This window comes from Acinetobacter sp. GG23 (genome assembly GCF_057766365.1).
In genome coordinates this window covers 1-18358 of record NZ_JBYMDJ010000012.1, presented here as the reverse complement: position 1 = coordinate 18358, position 18358 = coordinate 1, and the positions used below count along the sequence as shown (strand labels likewise).

The window sequence follows — 18358 nt, the reverse complement described above, 5'->3', positions numbered from 1 at the left end:
TAGAGTTATAGCCCCATCGACTCTAAAGTCTTGCCTTTGGTTTCTTCACCCAGGACTAAAATCACCAAAGCCACAGCCAGCAATACTACGGTAAACATAATGAAGACGTGGCTGAAACCATTGTTCATCACCATCATATGGGTGACCACCATTGGCGCCACAATACCGCCCATACGTCCCACCGCAGAGGCCCAACCCGAACCAAAGGCACGAATATTGGTCGGATACTGTTCAGGCGTATAGGTATACAGTACACCCCATGCACCTAAGTTAAAGAATGACATCAGGCAGCCCCAAAACATAATCATGTTCACGGTATCGGCCTGACCAAAAAAATAAGCCGAAACGGCGCACATGCCAATAAAGCCCGCCAGTGTCGCTTTACGCCCCAGTTTTTCCACCAGCCATGCTGCCGCGACATAACCCGGAAGCTGCGCAAGAATCATGATCAGCACATATTCAAACGACTGCACAATGGTATAGCCCTGTTTAACCAATAAACTTGGCAACCAGGTGAAAATGCCATAATACGAATAGACAATACCGAACCAAATCAGCCACAGCATTAAGGTACGACGGGCAAACGGCCCTGTCCAAAGCTGTTTAAAAGAAATATTCTGCTTTTCTGCAACCGGCTTCACTTCAATATGCTGAATCACTTCTACGCCACATTGACGTTCCAGTTTTTGAACCAGAGCATGCGCCTCTTCAATTCGTCCCCGGTTAATCAGGTAAGGAACGGATTCCGGCACTTTTTTAAGAATCATAAACACATAAATGGCAGGCAAACCACCAATTAAAAATGCAATATGCCAGCCATAATTCGGAATCACAAAGTAGGAAACCAGAGCTGCGACCAGCCAGCCCAAGCCCCAGAAACTTTCCAGTAAAACAATAAAACGTCCGCGTACATGCGCAGGAATATATTCACTGACCAAAGTCACTGCAACGGGAAGCTGTCCGCCTAGTCCCAAACCGACAATGAAACGAAATACCAATAACCAAGTTAAATTGGGCGCAAAGGCACATAAAGCGGTAGCAATACTATAAGTCACCAAAGTAATCGCAAATACGCTACGACGCCCGATTCGGTCGGCCAATCCCCCGGAGAAAACTGCGCCAATCGCCATCCCGACAAAACCAATCGACACCACCCAGCCTTTTTCGGTCGGGGTCATGTTCCATTCTTCGGCCATGGTGGTCAAAATAAAAGCAATCAGACCGGTATCCATTGCATCGAACATCCAGCCGAGTCCGATTACCCATAGCAAAGTATAGTGGAACTTACCGATGGGTAAGCGTTGTACACGCGAGACTAAATCCATAACAAGAGCTCTGATTTGGTGACAGGATGCATACTGCTTTCCCAACAGGATTTATAATTGTGCTAATTTTTATACGCTAATTTGAAGATGATGACCGCTCACTTCGTTAGTCATCTATCGTTTTTGTGCACATTCTTATGAAGCATCTTTGGAAGATGCCGATTGCTCATCATCATCTTTATAAATGAATTTCGGCATTTCCAGACCAAAGTAGATAGCGATACAGCGTAAAGAAAAACCAAAAATCAGGGTCGAAATCACGGTGACTTCTAAAGAGAAACCGATCTCTTGGCAGACCCAATAACAAATGACCGAAACAAAGGAAATACTGGCATACAGTTCACGGCGAAACACCAAGGGTACATCGTTACAGAGGATATCACGCAGAATACCACCTGACACACCGGTCAAAACCCCAGCGACAGCCGAAACCACAAAACCATGCCCCATCTCAAGCGCAATCTGGCAACCAATTACGGTGAAGCCAATAAGCCCCATGGCATCCAGAATCAGGAAGATTGAGCGCAAATGGCGCATCCATTTGGCAATCAGAATCGTGACAAAAGCGGCAGCACAGGTCAGCACGAGATATTCAGGATGTTTGACCCAAGTCAGTGGATAATGTCCGAGCAGTACATCCCGAACTGAACCACCACCAAGTGCAGTCACACAAGCAATCAGCGTTACCCCAAACCAATCCATACTACGCCGACCAGCCGATAAAGCCCCGGTCATGGCTTCGGCCGTAATCGCAATAATATAAATCACTAATAGCAACATTGCCCTTCTTCCACTGAGGGTAATCGATGCGCGTTATTCTAAGGCAAATTCAGATGAAATTTACAGATATTGAGCACAACATTGTTTAAATTTTTTCCCTGATCCACAAATACAGGGTTGCTTCATGCTGGTTTGCATCTCTGTGGTCGGATCGAGGAAATACCATGCACCCTCATGTAGCACAAAATGTGAAATTTCATGATGTACCTGTGCCTGCTTACCATCGTGATAATGCGCCTTAAATTCTACCTGTGCATGATTTTTGTCTATTTTTTCTTTGGCTTGTACCACTTCAAGCTTGAGCCATTGATTGGACTGACTCCAGTCACGAATGGCAGCCACATCCAAGGCCTGTTGCTGTCCAATGGCTGTGGTTTTGACAATATAGTCAATCTCGTGTTTGGCAAATGCACTATAACGTGAGCGCATTAACTGTTCTGCTGTTTGCGCTTTCACCTGCCCCAAATGTAACGGTTGGCAACAGCTGGCATAAATTCCAAGACCACATGGACAATTATTTTCTGACATCAAATTTTCCCAATAAAAAATAGCTCGACAATGCGAGCTATTTTAATCAATTATCTTGGTTCAAAGATCATCTACCGTAATTTAGTTAATCATCGGCATTATTTTCAATTTGCGGAATAATATGGACCTTGTCAATCTTATGGCCGTCCATCGTCACCACTTCAAAAATATAACCATCGGCTTCGAGTTTTGCGCCACTTTCCGGTAAATGACCCAAGTGATGCAAAATATATCCCGACAAGGTGGAATACTGTTCAGAATCGTCGACCAAATCACGACCTAAAAGTAGCGACACATGACGAATATCGGTGGAACCTTCAAGTATCAAAGTGCCATCTTCCAGACTTTCTGCAGCCGTTTCAAATTCGTCTTCATCCGGGAATTCACCTGCAATCGCTTCAAGTACATCAATCGGCGTCACCACCCCTTCAATTGAACCGTATTCATTCAAAACAATCGCCAATTGTAACGGTGCCTGACGCAACTGTTCCATCACCATCAGCACTTGCGCATTTTCATGCACAATTACCGGTTCACGTAAGTGACCTTTAAAATTCAGCACACCGGTTTCGATGTATTCATTCATCACTTTATGGGTCAGGACCACACCGGCAATATTGTCCAACTCACCATGCGCCACAATTAAACGTGAATGGGTCATGCTCAATAGCTGTTCTTTAATCGCAGCTTCGTCTTCGTCTAAATCAATCCATTCCAGTTCAGGGCGCGGTGTCATCACCGATTTCACCGGTCGTTCAGACAGTCCAAGTACGCCTTGCACCATCACACTGTGATAGGCCCCATTTTGTTCATTAAAGACTTCATCGGCAAATGCACGGGTTGCCAGTACGTCCTCGCTATCATTATTTTGCGATTCCGACTTACCACCGAGCATACGCATCACTGCAGAAGCAGTACGGTAACGCAAGTCCGTCGTCGTCACCATTTTTTCCTGATTACGGCGCATAGTTTGGTTCACAAACTCAACTACCACCGAGAAACCAATTGCAGCGTATAAATAGCCTTTTGGAATATGGTAACCAAAACCTTCAACAATGAGTGAGAAACCAATCATCATCAAGAAGCCCAAACAGAGAATTACCACGGTTGGATGCTTATTGACGAAATCCATCAGCGGTTTCGAGGCCCAAAGCATAATACCGACTGCAATCACCACCGCGATCATCATCACAGAAAGGTCTTTTACCATTCCGACTGCTGTAATCACACTGTCTAGAGAGAAAACTGCATCCAGCACCACAATTTGAACAATTACCATCCAGAAAGCGGCATGCACCGGATTTTCTTCTTTCTGTAGTTGAACTCCTTCAATACGCTCATGCAGTTCCATGGTGCCTTTAAATAAAAGGAATACACCACCAAACAATAGAATCAAATCGCGGCCCGAGAAAGGATGCTCCAGAATATGAAACAGTGGCTGGGTTAAGGTCACCACCCAAGCAATGGATGCGAGTAAAATTAAGCGCATCCCCAAGGCAAGCAGCAACCCGACAATACGACCGGTATTACGCTGTTCCGGCGGAAGTTTTTCTGCCAAAATTGCAATAAAGACCAGATTATCGATACCCAGTACGATTTCTAAAACCACTAAAGTGGCCAACCCAATCCATGCAGATGGATCTGACATCCATTCAAAGATCATTGGATGTTCTCCTGCAAGGGATGAAGGACTGATTTTAGAAGCAGCATATTAAAATCGGTGAATATGCCATGAACCACATTCTGTATAATTTTTGCGGCCGAATTGAGATGTTCAGAGCGAGGACAACCACTACTCATGTTGATTCATTTATTGGAAAACAGATTTTTAGTATAACAAGATGAACTAGAAATTCATCTTTTTTTCAGCGCTCCGTCTACCTTCACCCAACAGGTTTTAACAAATCTTTGCAAAGTCTGTGCATGACCTTAGCGGCTTTGTCATATTTCCGACTTAAGCTAGAGCAAGAAAAAATAAAATGCTATGGTAAAAAATATAATGATGAACAGTGTATTAAAAATGACTCCAAAACATAAAAATCCATCTCCTAAAACCACTCAACCACTTATTGCGCTGTACTGCGGTTCGCGTTCAGGCAACAAGCCGATTTATCAAGAAAAAGCCATTGCACTGGCTCAAGCGCTAGCAGACCTAGATTTTGGACTGGTCTATGGCGGGGCCAGTATTGGCCTGATGGGACAAGTCGCTGACGCGGTCAGACAACGGGGCGGTCAAACGGTCGGGGTGATTCCTGAATTTATGCTGGATTATGAAATTGCGCACAACCAGCTGACTGAATTACATATTGTAGAAAGCATGCATGAACGCAAAGCCATGATGGCAGAACGTGCCAGTGCTTTTGTTGCCCTGCCTGGTGGCTTGGGCACCTTTGAAGAAATTCTGGAAATTGCCACCTGGGGACAATTGAATCAGCATCAAAAACCAATGATGCTGTATAACGTGAATGGCTTTTATGATGCTTTAATTGCCCAACTTGATCATGCGGTCAGTGAAGGCTTTTTACCGCCACAGCATCGGGCGAAACTGATAATTTGTAATCATTCAGACCAGATTTTGAATGCCATTAAAAATCTGGGTGCTCCAAAACATTTTGCCATTTAAAGCCAAAGCCTAAACATAAAAAAGCGAGCCCAGAGCTCGCTTTTTGATTGCCCTGTCTACATTATAAATTTGAAATAAAGTTATAGAACCACGGCAGTGTTGTCGCTAAAACAACACTCATGATTAAACCGACCATCAGCTTCATCGCATCTTTACTGACATTGCGTGAAGTCCGATATTTATTCACTTCAGCCAGATGCATCGACATCGCAAATTCACGACCCGCCAGCAGACCTAGGAACACCCAGGTGGTACTCATTGGAATATTGCTCCACTCTTTGAAGACCAGCAAAATAATGGCGTAAATAAAATCAATGATGGTCGCGGAACGAATATCGGCAACCCCGGTTTTGGTATCGATAATTTTTTGGATCGCACCGCCACGTTGGTAGAAAATCATGCCCAATAGAATGACAAAAACCAAAATTGCGAAAATCAAAAATTCCAGCGGAACCTGACGTGGTACATAGACGAAAATATTGGCCAGATCCTGAATCAGCCATTGGCTCCACAGGAATGCGGTGGATACCCACTGTAAACCAATCCAGATATGGGAGACTTTATGATCTCGGGTTTTACTGAAATAAACCGAAATGCCTTTAATCACAAAACGATAGACAATGATCGCCACTACAAACGCAACGGCATAACCCATCATCGATTTAGTCAGCATTGATCCCAAACTGCTCGGTGAAAAAATGGTCAGGACTAAAAATGTAGTACTGACCGGAATTCCGTATTTGGTCAAAAAAATCAGCAATATAGGTGGAACAATATACAACCAAGTAATTCCACCCTCAGGAAAAGGAATGGTTTCCAGACGACCATAAGAGGCATCACCTACCCCTGAAGCCCACCAGCCATAAAGCAAGACTACGCTTAAAATACTGCTGGTATAGAGCCACAATATCCACCACGGACGATGAGCATTGGATGAAATAAAGGTACCTAAAGTCTGTGGCACATCATTTCCGACAATTGAATACGCGGCCAGACAGAAGCCAACAATCATCAAAATTTCGATTGTCATAACAACAAAACCTTTATCACCAATAAGAAGTAGATATCCAGCGCAGCTGGAAGTGCAGCTAGATTATGACATTTTTATGTCATTTTAATGACATCACGGTGACAAGATTTTGTTACATGCCACAAAAAAGAGCAACTGTGTGCTCTTTTCAAATTATATTTTTTATTTTAAATGAACTTGATAAATTGCAGTCGAACCACTCACTTCATTACCCACAACCAACAAAGGCTGACCATTCGGCGAGTCTTTTGCGGCAATGAAAATTAGACCTTCAGGACCTAAATCTCCTTGTTTGGTCATATCCGTTTGACTAACATCCCGGTCATTAAAATACTGTACAAATTTGGCTTGCTGCGGTTGGCTAATGTCATACACCATAATACCGCTGGCACGCTCCAGTCCAATAAATGCAAAAGTCTTTTTGCCAATTTGACCGATTGTAATGCCTTCAGGCTCTAGTCCTTTATTGTCGCTACGATCATCAAATTTAAAGGCTTCGTGATTGCTGTTAAATTGGTTCGGAAACAATTCCGCAATTTTACGTTCAAATTCACTGCCAGAATCCCAGATAATTTGACGACTTTCAGGATCGACAATGCTGAATGAACGACCACCATAGGTATACAGTTTGTCATAAACCAACTTGCCGTCTTCAAGTACGGGTTGTCCAGAAGCATCACGTTTAAAGCCTTGTGTCCAGCTAATGGTCAAGCGCCCAATCTGCGAGTCTTTAATTAAGTTATCCGCACAGACCTCGGTCGCATTGTCAGTGACACACGGCTTAAATACCGTTGGATCTAATTTCGCACCGCTCACCCCTGGTCCCAAATGGCGTAAATGCGCTGCATAATCACCTTTTAAATCAAAACCCGCCTTTTTGAATAAATGCTTCACGCGAATTTCTTCGGCATACCCTTGGGTTAAATCATCGCCAGTGAAGTAAAGAGATTCATCTTTGAGCCATTCACGGGCATCGCCTTCATTGGCGGTCACCAAATAGCTTTTACCCTTCACCTGATAATGCGCAATCGCATCTGGCATATACATGCCATACAACCCAGGCCATGATTTGATGTTGATCATACCGGCATCTTTGGCACAGCTCGCTATTAATTGCCCTTGGCTATCTGTTACACCCACTACGCAGTCCCGGTCGCTGCCATCTAAAGCATTTTCAGGCAAGCCATAATCTTTACTACCCATTGGAAAAATATTAACAAATTTATCTTTGACCAAATCTAAAACCGCAATGGCATTATTTTCCTGCAAGCTAACCCATGCTGTTTTGCCGTCTTGACTCACCGCAATATATTCTGGCTCTAAGTCCTGTGCTACGCTTGTGGTTTGCAGACCTTTGCTTGCGACTTCTGCATAATGCTCGGTTGCAGGACCAAAAATCCTTACGCCTGCATCAAGCAGACTTTGTTTCCGGGTATTCCACGCTTGGAAATTGGCTGATTTTACTGTTGGCTTGATGATGTCTTTGATATTAATAATACTCACAGAACCTTCAGGATCTACTGCATAGCCTTCATTCGGTTCACCTTCATTTGCCACCAAAACCTTCTTGCTGTCTGGTGTAAACACCAACATATCCGGCAATGCCCCAACCTCAACCTGGCTAATAAAAGTTAAATCTTTGGCATTAAAGAAAGCGACGATACCATTGTCCGTTTTATTCTTGGCTTGAACGGCTAAAGCGACAATGCCCTGATGCACTGCAACGCTATTCACTTCTGATTCTGCCAAATATGCGCGTGCAGATAATTCCCCAAGATATACAGGGTTTTCAGGCTGTGTCATATCTAGCACATCAACCATACCCTTTTTGGCATTCACTACAAATAGACGTTTGCTCGCAGCATCAAAAGCTGGAATTTCTGCCGCACTTGCCCCAAAGATGCCTGATTCATAACGACCAATTTTGACTAATTCAATACTTTCGGGTGTAGTTTCTTCCACTCCTGGCGGTATAGTCACCTGCGTTTCGTCCTGACTATCGTTACACGCCACCAACCCCACTGAAAGCATGGCCAACACCAATGCTGAAAACTGTATTTTCATGTTTTACTTCATCATTTATAAGAATGTGACCAATTTATAAACATGCTGTTGCAGTGGCATGAATCTTTGATTGCAGTTTGATTGCAATCCCACCCTTCCTAATTGTGAAAAGCTTTTACTACATCAGCATTGAATTATTCCTTTAAACTGTATAAAAATCTCAGCCTTACAAAAATTATGAACGCCACGCCATCGCATCAAGCCTTACAACCTGAGTTTAGACTGTTGGTCTTTTTAGTGTCTATTGGTTTTTTTATGCAAGGTTTGGACACCACCATCGTCAATACTGCTCTTCCCGCAATGGCGGTAAGTTTAGGTGAAGATCCCCTCCAGATGCATAGTGTCGTGGTGGCTTATGTACTTTCCGTGGCTGCCTGTATTCCACTCAGTGGCTGGCTTGCAGACCGATTTGGTGTACGCAATACCTACTTTAGCGCAATTATTATCTTTACCTTGGCATCATTAGGGTGTGGACTGGCCAACAGCTTAAATGAACTGCTGGCATATCGGGTTATTCAAGGGATTGGCGGGGCATTATTGCTACCTGTCGGTCGTTTGGCCATGCTCAAGGTCATTCCGCGCACCCAATTTTTATCGGCCATGAGCTTAATGAGCCTTGCCGGACTAATGGGTCCACTCATCGGCCCAACACTGGGTGGATGGATGGTAGAAGTGGCTACCTGGCACTGGATCTTTTTAATTAATATCCCAATGGGTCTTTTAGGTTGTTTGATCACAGTTAAAGCCATGCCAAATGTAACAGAACCGACTGTTAAATCATTCGATTTTTCCGGGTTTATATTGTTGGTGATCGCCATGGTCGGTGTTTCAATGGGGATTGAAAACTTTGCCAGTCCACACCTGTCTTTATGGTGGAGTGGTGGATTAATCACTGCGGGTTTAATGGCAGCGGCCATTTACGCTTATCATGCCCATAGTCATCAAAATGCACTATTCCGCAGTAAATTGTTTAGTAATCAAATTTATGCCATTGGGATTGTGGGTAATTTCTTTGCCCGCTTAGGTGGCAATGCCATGCCTTTTTTAATCCCCTTGATGTTGCAAGTCGCATTTGGTTTTGAGCCATTTATAACGGGTCTGTTAATGATTCCGACCGTGCTGGGTTCTCTGGCCTCCAAGCCAATTATCCGTCAAATCATTCAGCGCTTCGGCTACCGTAAAGTGTTGCTGGTCAATACCGTATTGGTCGGCGCGTGTATTGCCAGCTTTGCCCTCACTACGGCGGACACACCTCTCTGGTTGCGCACTTTGCACTTTTTTATCTTTGGCATGCTAAATTCTCTGCAATTTGTATCCATGAATACCCTGACTTTGAAAGATTTACCGCAACAGGATGCCAGTAGTGGCAATAGCTTCTTGTCGATGATCATGATGGTATCGATGAGTATTGGCGTGGCTTTGGCAGGAACCTTGGTTAATGTTTTCACAGCCTATTATGGCACCGACCATATCACTACCGCATTCCATAGCACCTTAATTTTACTGGGCTGTATTAATATCATTACTGCCTGTATTTTCTCACGAATTCCGCGTAACACGCCTGTTTAAATGAATTGAAGAAACAACGTGATCTGAAGCTTTAGATCGCGTTATCATGTGCTCGATCAGTCATCCCTAAATTATGTATGCCTAAAAAACCAGTAGCTCCAAACAGCCATAAAAAACTTTACGCTTCTTGCGCAGGTTTAGTGCTGATTTGTCTCGCAATCGTACTGTATATTTTTGTGTTGCATCATAATCCTGCTTCGGCACAAGAATATCCGGTCAAAGGTTTTGATGTGTCACATCATCAAGGCGATATTCAATGGAAACAGATTTCCCCGAAAAGCTATCAATTTGTCTATCTAAAAGCCACTGAAGGGGGAGATTTTAAAGATCGGAAATTTCAGGACTATTGGCTGCAAGCACGTGAACATGGTTTGAGGGTCGGTGCCTATCATTTTTATCGTTTATGCCGGGATGGGGAAGTTCAGGCGCAAAATTTTATTGAAACCGTGCCCAATAAAATTGATGCCTTACCACCGGTGATTGATCTGGAATATGACAGTAACTGCATCAACACCTACACCAAAGAACAATTACTGAAAGAAATTCAGGTCATGCATGATCGCTTGTATCAGCATTATGGCAAGCAACCTATTTTCTATATTTCCAAGTCGTTTTACAATATTATTTTGGCGGGGGAATTTTCTAAAACGCCGTTGTGGGTACGTGAATATCAGGGCAAACCGGATTTAAAAGGCAACCCCAAATGGCTGTTCTGGCAGCATACCAATCAGGGCACCATTAAGGGCATTCCCAGAGTTGTCGACTTAAATGTGTTTAATGGTAATGAGTCAGACTGGATCAACTTTTTACAACGCAATGGCATCAACCCATTAAAAAATGTTGAAAACTTACCGAAAAAAATAACAAAATAATTCCACATCATTCATCAGAATAAAAATAATAACCCACTACCAACCAGGAAAATTATATCGATTAAAAAAAGACTGTGGGTTTCATTGGGACTGGTCATTCTGTGTTTGGTGGCTGGCATCGTTTTTTTATTGCAACCTTCCGGTCAAATGTCTAATTTTCAAAAATAACAATATCAGCCACCTGAAAAGTCTTCTGCATCTTCAACGCTTAAGGTTAAATTCTTTGGTGTTTCGACGCTGCTTTTTGATGATGGCAAAACTCAGATTTTGATTGATGGATTCTTTAGCCGTCCTTCCCTGTCTCAAGTCCTGTTTCAGAAAATTCAAAGTCAGCCTGAACTCATCCGGCAGATGATTCAGCAACAGCATTTACAGCGGACTCAAGCCATTTTCGTCACTCATTCACATTATGATCATGCGCTGGATATTGGCGAACTTGCAAGACAGCTTCCGCATACTAAAATTATTGGTTCAAACAGCAGTCTTAATATTGCCCGTGGCGGACATGTTACAGAACAGCAACTCATTCAGGTTCAACCCTTGCATGCCCTAAGCTTTGGTGAATTCAAAGCTACTGCAATTGCTTCACAACATACCTCGCCCACTGCCGTGAACAATGACTTAGGTGAGGAGATTTCTCAACCGCTGCAACTTCCTGCGCGTTTTTCTCAATTTAAGGAAGGACATAGCTTTGATTATTTAATTGAACATCAAGGTCATAAAATTTTAGTCAAAGCCAGTACCGGGGCTGTTCCCGATCAACTGAAAAATTTAAAGGTCGATACTTTATTTCTAGGCATTGCCCAGTTATCACGCCAATCGAAAGAATTTCAGCAAAACTATCTCGATCAAACCCTCAGAACCTTAAAACCTAAAGTGGTGATACCAATTCATTGGGACAACTTTTTCCAAGCCGGGAATCAGCCTCTGGAGTTTTTGCCTTATCTGGCCGATAACACCGAGCAAAGCTTAAAGATTCTAATTCAGGCGGCTGAACAGCAAAAAACACAAATCATTTTACTCAGTCAGCCTGTGTCGTATCCGCTTGATCACACGCTATAATCTCCTCAAAGAAGATGAGATACTGAGAGCATGGGCATTAGAGGCAGAGTTTAAGGCTGCATGAGAAAAATCATTCACATCGACATGGATGCCTTTTATGCATCCGTGGAACTCAAAGAACGACCCGATCTAAAGCACTTACCTGTGGTGGTTTCCTCACACCATCCACGCGCTGTGGTTTATGCTGCCTCCTATCCTGCACGTGAGTTTGGCCTCCGCTCTGCCATGCCGATGTCACAAGCCAAAAAACACTGTCCTCAAGTGATCGTCATTGAGCCGAATTTTGAAAAATATCGTGCGATTTCAAATCAGATTCATCAGATTTTTCAGCGTTATACATCGCTTATTGAACCGCTGTCTTTAGATGAAGCCTATTTGGATGTTACCGATAATTTACAGAACATTCCTAGTGCCACAGAAGTTGCCATGCGGATAAGAGAAGATATTTTTCAAGTCACTGGTTTAACAGCATCGGCTGGTGTCGCTCCAAATAAGTTTTTAGCTAAAATTGCTTCGGACTGGCATAAACCGAATGGCATCTGTGTGATTAAACCCTCACAGGTGCAAACCTTTATTCAACATTTGCCGCTGAAAAAAATTCCCGGTGTCGGTAAAGTCACCCAAGAAAAACTCAAAAATCTGCAATTGGAAACCTTGGGCGATTTACAGCACATTGAAGAAGGGGTGCTAATTCAGCATTTTGGAAAATACGGTAGACAACTTTTCCTGTATGCCCAAGGGATTGATGAGCGACCGGTGCAAGCTGAACGGGAACGCCAGCAAATCTCTAAAGAAACTACCTTTGATAATGATCTGACTTTAACCCAATGCCAGAATTATTGGTTCGAACTGATGAAGCAAGTTTGGATGAATTTAGAGAAAAAACAACTCTGTGCACGTGGTGTTTCTGCCAAACTCAAACTTAAAAATTTTCAGGTTCTACAACACAGCAAAAGCTTTAAACAACCCTTGGAAAATCAAGAGCAACTTGAAGATGTACTTCAGCAATTGCTCAACGAAATGCAGATTCCTGAACATTTTCAATTCCGCTTAATTGGCGTGGGGGTTTACCAGCTTTCCGACCAACTGGATCAGCCTCAGCTTTCACTCTGGTAAGTATTTGAGTGCTTTTTAATCAAAAGAATAAAATTAGGTCAATTGATTACACACGAATTGTATTTTTGCGGTACTCTATTGGCGCGATGCATTTATCCATGTAGCCGCTGAGATGCTAGAAATCACCTTTACTTTTAGCATGCTGTCCTGTGATTGGCGTGACGATCAAATCCGAATATTACAGGGCAACTCTTGTAAACCATGGAATCCTCTCCTGCATGTCTTATGCGAATATTCCAGTAAATCTTCAAGTATAATAACTCGGTTAAGCCACTCTAAATAATTTCATTGGTACTGTTATTGATGGGGTAAAATTTTTACTGTCTGGCATTTTTACTCTACTCATTTTTAAAAACCATTTATCCCCGTATTGATTGCAATACAAGTATGTTGTTTATCGTCCTTTTACACCAAAAATCTAGGATTAATCTCATGACTGTTCAACGTTTACATGTTTCTAAACGCTTCTCTGAAATTGCGATTTCAGGCAATCTGGTGCATCTTGCAGGTCAACTAGCTTCGGACTTTAATTTAGATATTAAGGGACAAACTCAACAGACTCTGGATATTATTGATCAATTTCTTGAAGATGCCGGTACGGACAAAAGCCAGATTCTGTCAGTCACCATTTATTTGAAAGATATTGAAAAAGATTATGCTGCTTTTAATGAGATCTGGGATATGTGGGTTGCCGATATTGAAGCTCTCCCCCGCACCTGCGTTGAAGCGAAGTTGTATGATCCACGTGTTCTGGTTGAGCTGACTGTCACTGCTGTTCGTGCGGCGAATTAAAGCAAAAAATAAACAAGCATGAAAGTATAGGCATTCATGCTTGTTGTTATTAACCCAAGATGCGAATTTTTTTCCGTTCCAACTCAGGATAAAAACTATACTTTTTTGGGGTAATTTCAGCCTGTATATCTAATAAATTATGAGTGGATTTTTCAAGCAGGAAATCTTGTCTCAACTGATAATATTCAGGTACATCTTCATAACGAATCACACGATATCCCGCCATAGCCAATAACGCATCCTGATATTGGGAATTCTGCTGACGTTTTAATATCATGGGATCATCTAGTGCAATAATGGCAGTCACTTGATGATGTTCATCAAGCACAACAAAATCTGCCACCATATTACGATATTTATGACGGGTACGAGAGTATTTGGTGGTCAATAACGCATCAAATGAAACATGGGCCAACACCGTACTCTGTGGCAATATCCCCTTGAGTCGGGTATAGGTGAGTTGTTCATTAATATTAAAAATAGCCCTTTGCTTTAAAGCACTATCTTGCTGTTTGGTGCCGCTTTCCAGACTTTTCCAAGCCATTATCAGCACACACAATAGGAGTAAACTCCCAATCAAAATATAAACCATCATCCTCTTAGTCCTTTAAATTTTTTATAATCTTTCCGGTGTCACACCGATTGTTATGAAAGTTAGTATACAGCTAGTATTTTTATAAATATTCTAAGCAAACAAACTTCATTTAATGATGACAAAATCATTATAAAAACTGACAAAAAATTGCAGTTCTTTTATTTGCCTCGTAACTGCCTAAATAAATCCTTCATTAGACACTGAAATAGGGTATATCAAGGTTTATCACAGATGCAACTATACTTTTAGCTATTGTCCTACAATTCCGACGAGCAACTTAATTACTGTTATTTTTTAATGGATTATAAAAAAGAACGCTTAAGCGTTCTTTTTTATTTTTTAAATCAAGCTTTCGATTTCGGCTTAGACTTACCTTTTACTTTAGGCCCACCAAACGGTTTTTTAGCATCACCTGTTTCTCGTGGAGGCAAACCGGTATGCTGAGTCAAAATCTGACCTTTTTCAGGACGTTTTTTGGTGTTTGACGGACGTGATGGATTCGCTGCTGAATGATTACGAGCAGCATTATCACCGCTACGTTTTTGCGAATCACCGGCAACAGTCGAATTTTTCTTACGTGCCGATTGATACTGACCTTCAGTGCCTACAGGCTGATAGGTCGGAATCAAATGCTGTTTCGAGTTACCAATCAGGTCAGAACGACCCATTTCTTTTAATGCTTCACGCAGCAAGGGCCAGTTATTCGAATCATGGTAACGCAAGAATGCTTTATGCAAACGACGACGCTTATCCCCTTTCACAATGTCCACATTTTCAGTATAACGCGCCACTTTCGCCAACGGGTTTTTACCCGTGTGGTACATTGTGGTTGCTGTTGCCATTGGTGAAGGATAGAAATTCTGTACCTGATCGGCACGGAAACCGTTTTTCTTCAACCAAATCGCTAAGTTCATCATGTCATAATCGGTAGTACCCGGATGTGCCGCGATGAAATAAGGAATTAAGTATTGTTCTTTACCTGCTTCCTTGCTGAAACGGTCAAACATTTGCTTGAAGCGATCATAAGTACCTATACCTGGTTTCATCATCTTCGACAATGGACCTTTTTCAGTATGTTCCGGTGCAATTTTCAGATAACCACCGACATGATGCTGAACCAGTTCTTTCACATATTCAGGGTTCAATACAGCCAGGTCATAACGCAAACCTGAACTAATCAGAATCTTTTTAATGCCTTTTAGTTCACGTGCCTTACGATATAACTGCGTCAACGGTGCATGATCGGTATGTAAGTTTTGACAAACACCCGGAAATACACACGATGGTTTACGACAGTTTTTCTCAATTTCAGGATCTTTACACTGCAAACGATACATATTCGCAGTCGGCCCACCTAAATCAGAGATAATTCCAGTAAAGCCAGGTGCTGTATCACGAATTTTTTCAACTTCACGCAGAATCGATTCTTCAGAACGGTTTTGGATAATACGACCTTCATGTTCAGTAATTGAACAGAAAGTACACCCGCCAAAACAGCCACGCATAATGTTCACAGAGAACTTGATCATGTCAAATGCGGGGAAACGTGCCTCACCATAAACTGGATGAGGCAAACGTGCATACGGCAAGTCAAACACATAATCCATTTCTTCGGTGGTTAATGGAATTGGGGGCGCATTTAACCAAACATCACGCTCACCATGCTTTTGTACCATGGCACGGGCATTACCGGGATTGGTTTCCAAATGCAAAATACGGTTGGCATGTGCATACAGAACCGGATCACTGGCGACTTCTTCAAATGCAGGCAAACGAATCACAGCCAGTTCACGTGGCGGTAATTTATGTTTAATGGCTTTTGATGGTGCCGCTTGAAGCTGAACAATTTGCGTATCGGCATCCAGATTATCCCCTTCGCGGATAATTGGATTGGCAACCAGTTCTTTTTGGAAATTTTGATATTGAGTTAAAGAATTACCTTTATCTTTTTCTATTTCACAGCCGTCTAAATCTTCAGTCATCACATACGGATTGATGATCGGATCGACACGTCCAATGCTATCCACATCATTAGATGCAATTTCGACAAACTTGGCTTTAGAGGCACGATTATGTTTGTTGACAATAAATGCTGTACCACGAACATCGGTAATTTCGTGAATTTTTTCACCTTTGGCCAAACGGTGCATAACTTCAGTAATCGAGCGTTCGCCATTACCGTACATCAATAAATCGGCTTTTGAATCCATCAATACCGAGCGACGGACTTTATCTGACCAGTAATCATAATGGGCAATACGACGTAAGGATGCTTCAATCCCCCCCAAGAGTACGGGTACGTCAGGAAATGCTTCACGGCAACGCTGACAATACACAGTTGCTGCACGGTCTGGGCGTTTGTTTGGCTGATTGTCTGGTGAATAAGCATCATCGGAACGGATTTTACGGTCCGCCGTATAACGGTTGATCATGGAATCCATATTGCCTGCGGTCACGCCCCAAGCAATGGTCGGTTTACCTAATACACGAAATGCCTCAGGATCAGTCCAATCGGGCTGAGCAATAATTCCCACACGAAAGCCTTGTGCTTCAAGAGTACGTCCAATAATGCCTGAACAGAAAGATGGGTGGTCAATATAGGCATCGCCACAAACTAAAATAAAGTCACAGGCATCCCAGCCGAGTAGATCCATTTCCTCGCGTGACATCGGCAAAAATGGTGCGGGTTCAAAACAAGACGCCCAATATTTGTCGTAATCAAACAACGCGGTCGGCGCTGTCTGTGCGGTATAAGCTGTAGACATGGCTAGCAAATTCTCGGCTGGCAGATGAAAGATCTTAAAATGAGATCAAAGATGAAAGCCGATCATTTTACCATGAATTCCGCTCACATTCCTGATTAAAAAATATACAAAAACAGTAGTTTAAATTTTTAATAATTTGCCGTTTATAAAAATGGTCGACGATGAAGCCAGACCGAAAAATAAACCTGACATCAGCACACAACAATAAACCACATTAAACCGTTGCCGCCCTAGTTTCTTCACATCAGCCCCACTAATATGCCCCAAAGCACTAAATCCCATAGAGTAACTAAACAGATAAAGCGAAGAAACCGCTGCACGATATTTGTAAGGATTGCGTGGAGATCCAACTTGAGGTGGAATATGCAGCAAAAAAGGAGAAGGTAAATAAAGTCAGTCCAATCGAAAGGATCAGCATCAGCCATAAACTGAGCAGCTTAGTCATTAACATTACAGAAAATACTTTATTTTGCCCAAACTTCATGCACCAACCTGCTGCAAGAGATGAACCATAAAATTTATTAATGTAAGCAATTGAAATAAAATAAACTTATTTTTTTCTAGTTCAAAGAGCCTCTGCAATACGGGATAACTCATATAGTTAAATACTGTGACAACTAAAAGTAACAGTAATAATTAAATCAAGTAAGCCAATAATCAAAATTACCGTTTGCCAAAAAATAAAATCTACTAAAATCCTAGCAATAACACGACCATCAATACTGCCAAGAGCAACACCTAAAATATAATGGCATGGCAACCTATAACAAGAAGTAAGCAGCTGCGAATCAATAGGCTTGCATCCAAAACAGTGCCCAAACCATCATTGGTTTATAACCAAATCGATCTGAAATTAAGCCTTTAAACAATAATCCTATTGCAAGGGTCACAGTAGAAAAGGATAAAGAGAAACTGTTATGTGTCGGAGAGACAGCAAAGAATTTTGCAAATATCGGCATCATCGGTTGCATAAAATCCAACAATGAAAAAGAGTAAAATGCTGCTGAAAATAATGAGAGAGAAATGGCTTGGAATCATATTCAATACAAGTGAGCTCAAAATTTGAATCAAATATAAGAACTCTGTATGCCGAATGGGCATATTTCTATGTTCAATGTCTATAGCTGAAATAAAACAATGCTTGTAGTATTTATTTTAAGCATAAAAAAAGCCCCGCTATTGAGCGGGGCTTTTGGAATAATGAGCTGGCGATGACTTACTCTCACATGGGTAACCC

Annotated in this window: 13 protein-coding genes and 2 pseudogenes; 6 read left to right on the top strand and 9 right to left on the bottom strand. The window is 42.2% G+C overall.

From position 1 onward, the window contains the following. Positions 1-5: 5 nt before the first annotated feature. From niaP to AC3CAU_RS15680, 4 genes are all read right to left on the bottom strand, one after another. Entirely contained in the window at positions 6-1325 is a 1320-nt protein-coding gene (gene niaP / locus AC3CAU_RS15695) for a niacin transporter NiaP (RefSeq protein WP_131216099.1), read from the bottom strand. A 135-nt stretch (positions 1326-1460) separates the two neighbouring features. Beyond that, positions 1461-2105, bottom strand: coding sequence for a trimeric intracellular cation channel family protein (locus AC3CAU_RS15690; RefSeq protein ID WP_131216100.1), 645 nt, complete (start codon positions 2103-2105; stop codon positions 1461-1463). 60 nt (positions 2106-2165) lie between these two features. Further along, positions 2166-2633 (bottom strand): YchJ family protein, encoded by a 468-nt coding sequence (locus AC3CAU_RS15685; RefSeq protein WP_447053897.1) that lies wholly within the window; start codon positions 2631-2633, stop codon positions 2166-2168. Between the two features lie 85 nt (positions 2634-2718). Continuing rightward, entirely contained in the window at positions 2719-4296 is a 1578-nt protein-coding gene (locus tag AC3CAU_RS15680; RefSeq protein WP_447053896.1) for a TerC family protein, read from the bottom strand. A 339-nt stretch (positions 4297-4635) separates the two neighbouring features. On the opposite strand from AC3CAU_RS15680, the gene AC3CAU_RS15675 reads away from it, so the two are divergent. Next, complete coding sequence (locus tag AC3CAU_RS15675; protein WP_131216115.1) at positions 4636-5256, top strand: LOG family protein; 621 nt, start codon at positions 4636-4638, stop codon at positions 5254-5256. Positions 5257-5317: 61 nt separating this feature from the next. Here the strand turns inward: AC3CAU_RS15675 and AC3CAU_RS15670 are convergent, their stop codons facing one another. Further along, positions 5318-6286, bottom strand: a complete 969-nt coding sequence (locus AC3CAU_RS15670; RefSeq protein WP_131216103.1) for a hypothetical protein — start codon at positions 6284-6286, stop codon at positions 5318-5320. 162 nt (positions 6287-6448) lie between these two features. Next, complete coding sequence (locus AC3CAU_RS15665; protein WP_131216104.1) at positions 6449-8350, bottom strand: choice-of-anchor I family protein; 1902 nt, start codon at positions 8348-8350, stop codon at positions 6449-6451. Positions 8351-8527: 177 nt separating this feature from the next. On the opposite strand from AC3CAU_RS15665, the gene mdtD reads away from it, so the two are divergent. The 5 genes and pseudogenes from mdtD (at position 8528) to AC3CAU_RS15640 (ending at position 13761) form a co-directional block, all read left to right on the top strand. Further along, entirely contained in the window at positions 8528-9919 is a 1392-nt protein-coding gene (mdtD, locus tag AC3CAU_RS15660) for a multidrug transporter subunit MdtD (RefSeq protein WP_447053895.1), read from the top strand. Between the two features lie 77 nt (positions 9920-9996). Next, positions 9997-10791 carry a glycoside hydrolase family 25 protein gene (locus AC3CAU_RS15655; RefSeq protein ID WP_131216106.1) on the top strand — a complete coding sequence of 265 codons (795 nt, stop codon included), beginning with the start codon at positions 9997-9999 and terminating at the stop codon, positions 10789-10791. Between the two features lie 54 nt (positions 10792-10845). Next, positions 10846-11853: pseudogene (locus AC3CAU_RS15650) on the top strand (MBL fold metallo-hydrolase). Between the two features lie 60 nt (positions 11854-11913). Then, positions 11914-12969 carry a DNA polymerase IV gene (gene dinB / locus AC3CAU_RS15645; protein WP_131216107.1) on the top strand — a complete coding sequence of 352 codons (1056 nt, stop codon included), beginning with the start codon at positions 11914-11916 and terminating at the stop codon, positions 12967-12969. Positions 12970-13401: 432 nt separating this feature from the next. Then, positions 13402-13761: a RidA family protein gene (locus AC3CAU_RS15640; RefSeq protein WP_131216108.1), complete on the top strand. Its 360-nt coding sequence runs from the start codon at positions 13402-13404 to the stop codon at positions 13759-13761. Between the two features lie 49 nt (positions 13762-13810). Here AC3CAU_RS15640 and AC3CAU_RS15635 read toward each other — a convergent pair whose 3' ends face one another. The 3 genes and pseudogenes from AC3CAU_RS15635 to AC3CAU_RS15625 all read right to left on the bottom strand — a co-directional run. Further along, positions 13811-14356: a DUF2726 domain-containing protein gene (locus tag AC3CAU_RS15635; protein WP_131216109.1), complete on the bottom strand. Its 546-nt coding sequence runs from the start codon at positions 14354-14356 to the stop codon at positions 13811-13813. 344 nt (positions 14357-14700) lie between these two features. Then, positions 14701-17121 (bottom strand): YgiQ family radical SAM protein, encoded by a 2421-nt coding sequence (locus AC3CAU_RS15630; RefSeq protein WP_131216110.1) that lies wholly within the window; start codon positions 17119-17121, stop codon positions 14701-14703. Positions 17122-17933: 812 nt separating this feature from the next. Then, positions 17934-18146, bottom strand: a pseudogene (locus AC3CAU_RS15625) (MFS transporter); the annotation flags it as partial. Positions 18147-18358: the final 212 nt, after the last annotated feature.

Bases quoted from the DNA above. Each gene is read 5' to 3' on its own strand.
- niaP (WP_131216099.1), bottom strand. From the start codon at position 1,325: ATGGATTTAGTCTCGCGTGTACAACGCTTACCCATCGGTAAGTTCCAC.
- AC3CAU_RS15690 (WP_131216100.1), bottom strand. From the start codon at position 2,105: ATGTTGCTATTAGTGATTTATATTATTGCGATTACGGCCGAAGCCATG.
- AC3CAU_RS15685 (WP_447053897.1), bottom strand. From the start codon at position 2,633: ATGTCAGAAAATAATTGTCCATGTGGTCTTGGAATTTATGCCAGCTGT.
- AC3CAU_RS15680 (WP_447053896.1), bottom strand. From the start codon at position 4,296: ATGATCTTTGAATGGATGTCAGATCCATCTGCATGGATTGGGTTGGCC.
- AC3CAU_RS15675 (WP_131216115.1), top strand. From the start codon at position 4,636: ATGAACAGTGTATTAAAAATGACTCCAAAACATAAAAATCCATCTCCT.
- AC3CAU_RS15670 (WP_131216103.1), bottom strand. From the start codon at position 6,286: ATGACAATCGAAATTTTGATGATTGTTGGCTTCTGTCTGGCCGCGTAT.
- AC3CAU_RS15665 (WP_131216104.1), bottom strand. From the start codon at position 8,350: ATGAAAATACAGTTTTCAGCATTGGTGTTGGCCATGCTTTCAGTGGGG.
- mdtD (WP_447053895.1), top strand. From the start codon at position 8,528: ATGAACGCCACGCCATCGCATCAAGCCTTACAACCTGAGTTTAGACTG.
- AC3CAU_RS15655 (WP_131216106.1), top strand. From the start codon at position 9,997: ATGCCTAAAAAACCAGTAGCTCCAAACAGCCATAAAAAACTTTACGCT.
- dinB (WP_131216107.1), top strand. From the start codon at position 11,914: ATGAGAAAAATCATTCACATCGACATGGATGCCTTTTATGCATCCGTG.
- AC3CAU_RS15640 (WP_131216108.1), top strand. From the start codon at position 13,402: ATGACTGTTCAACGTTTACATGTTTCTAAACGCTTCTCTGAAATTGCG.
- AC3CAU_RS15635 (WP_131216109.1), bottom strand. From the start codon at position 14,356: ATGATGGTTTATATTTTGATTGGGAGTTTACTCCTATTGTGTGTGCTG.
- AC3CAU_RS15630 (WP_131216110.1), bottom strand. From the start codon at position 17,121: ATGTCTACAGCTTATACCGCACAGACAGCGCCGACCGCGTTGTTTGAT.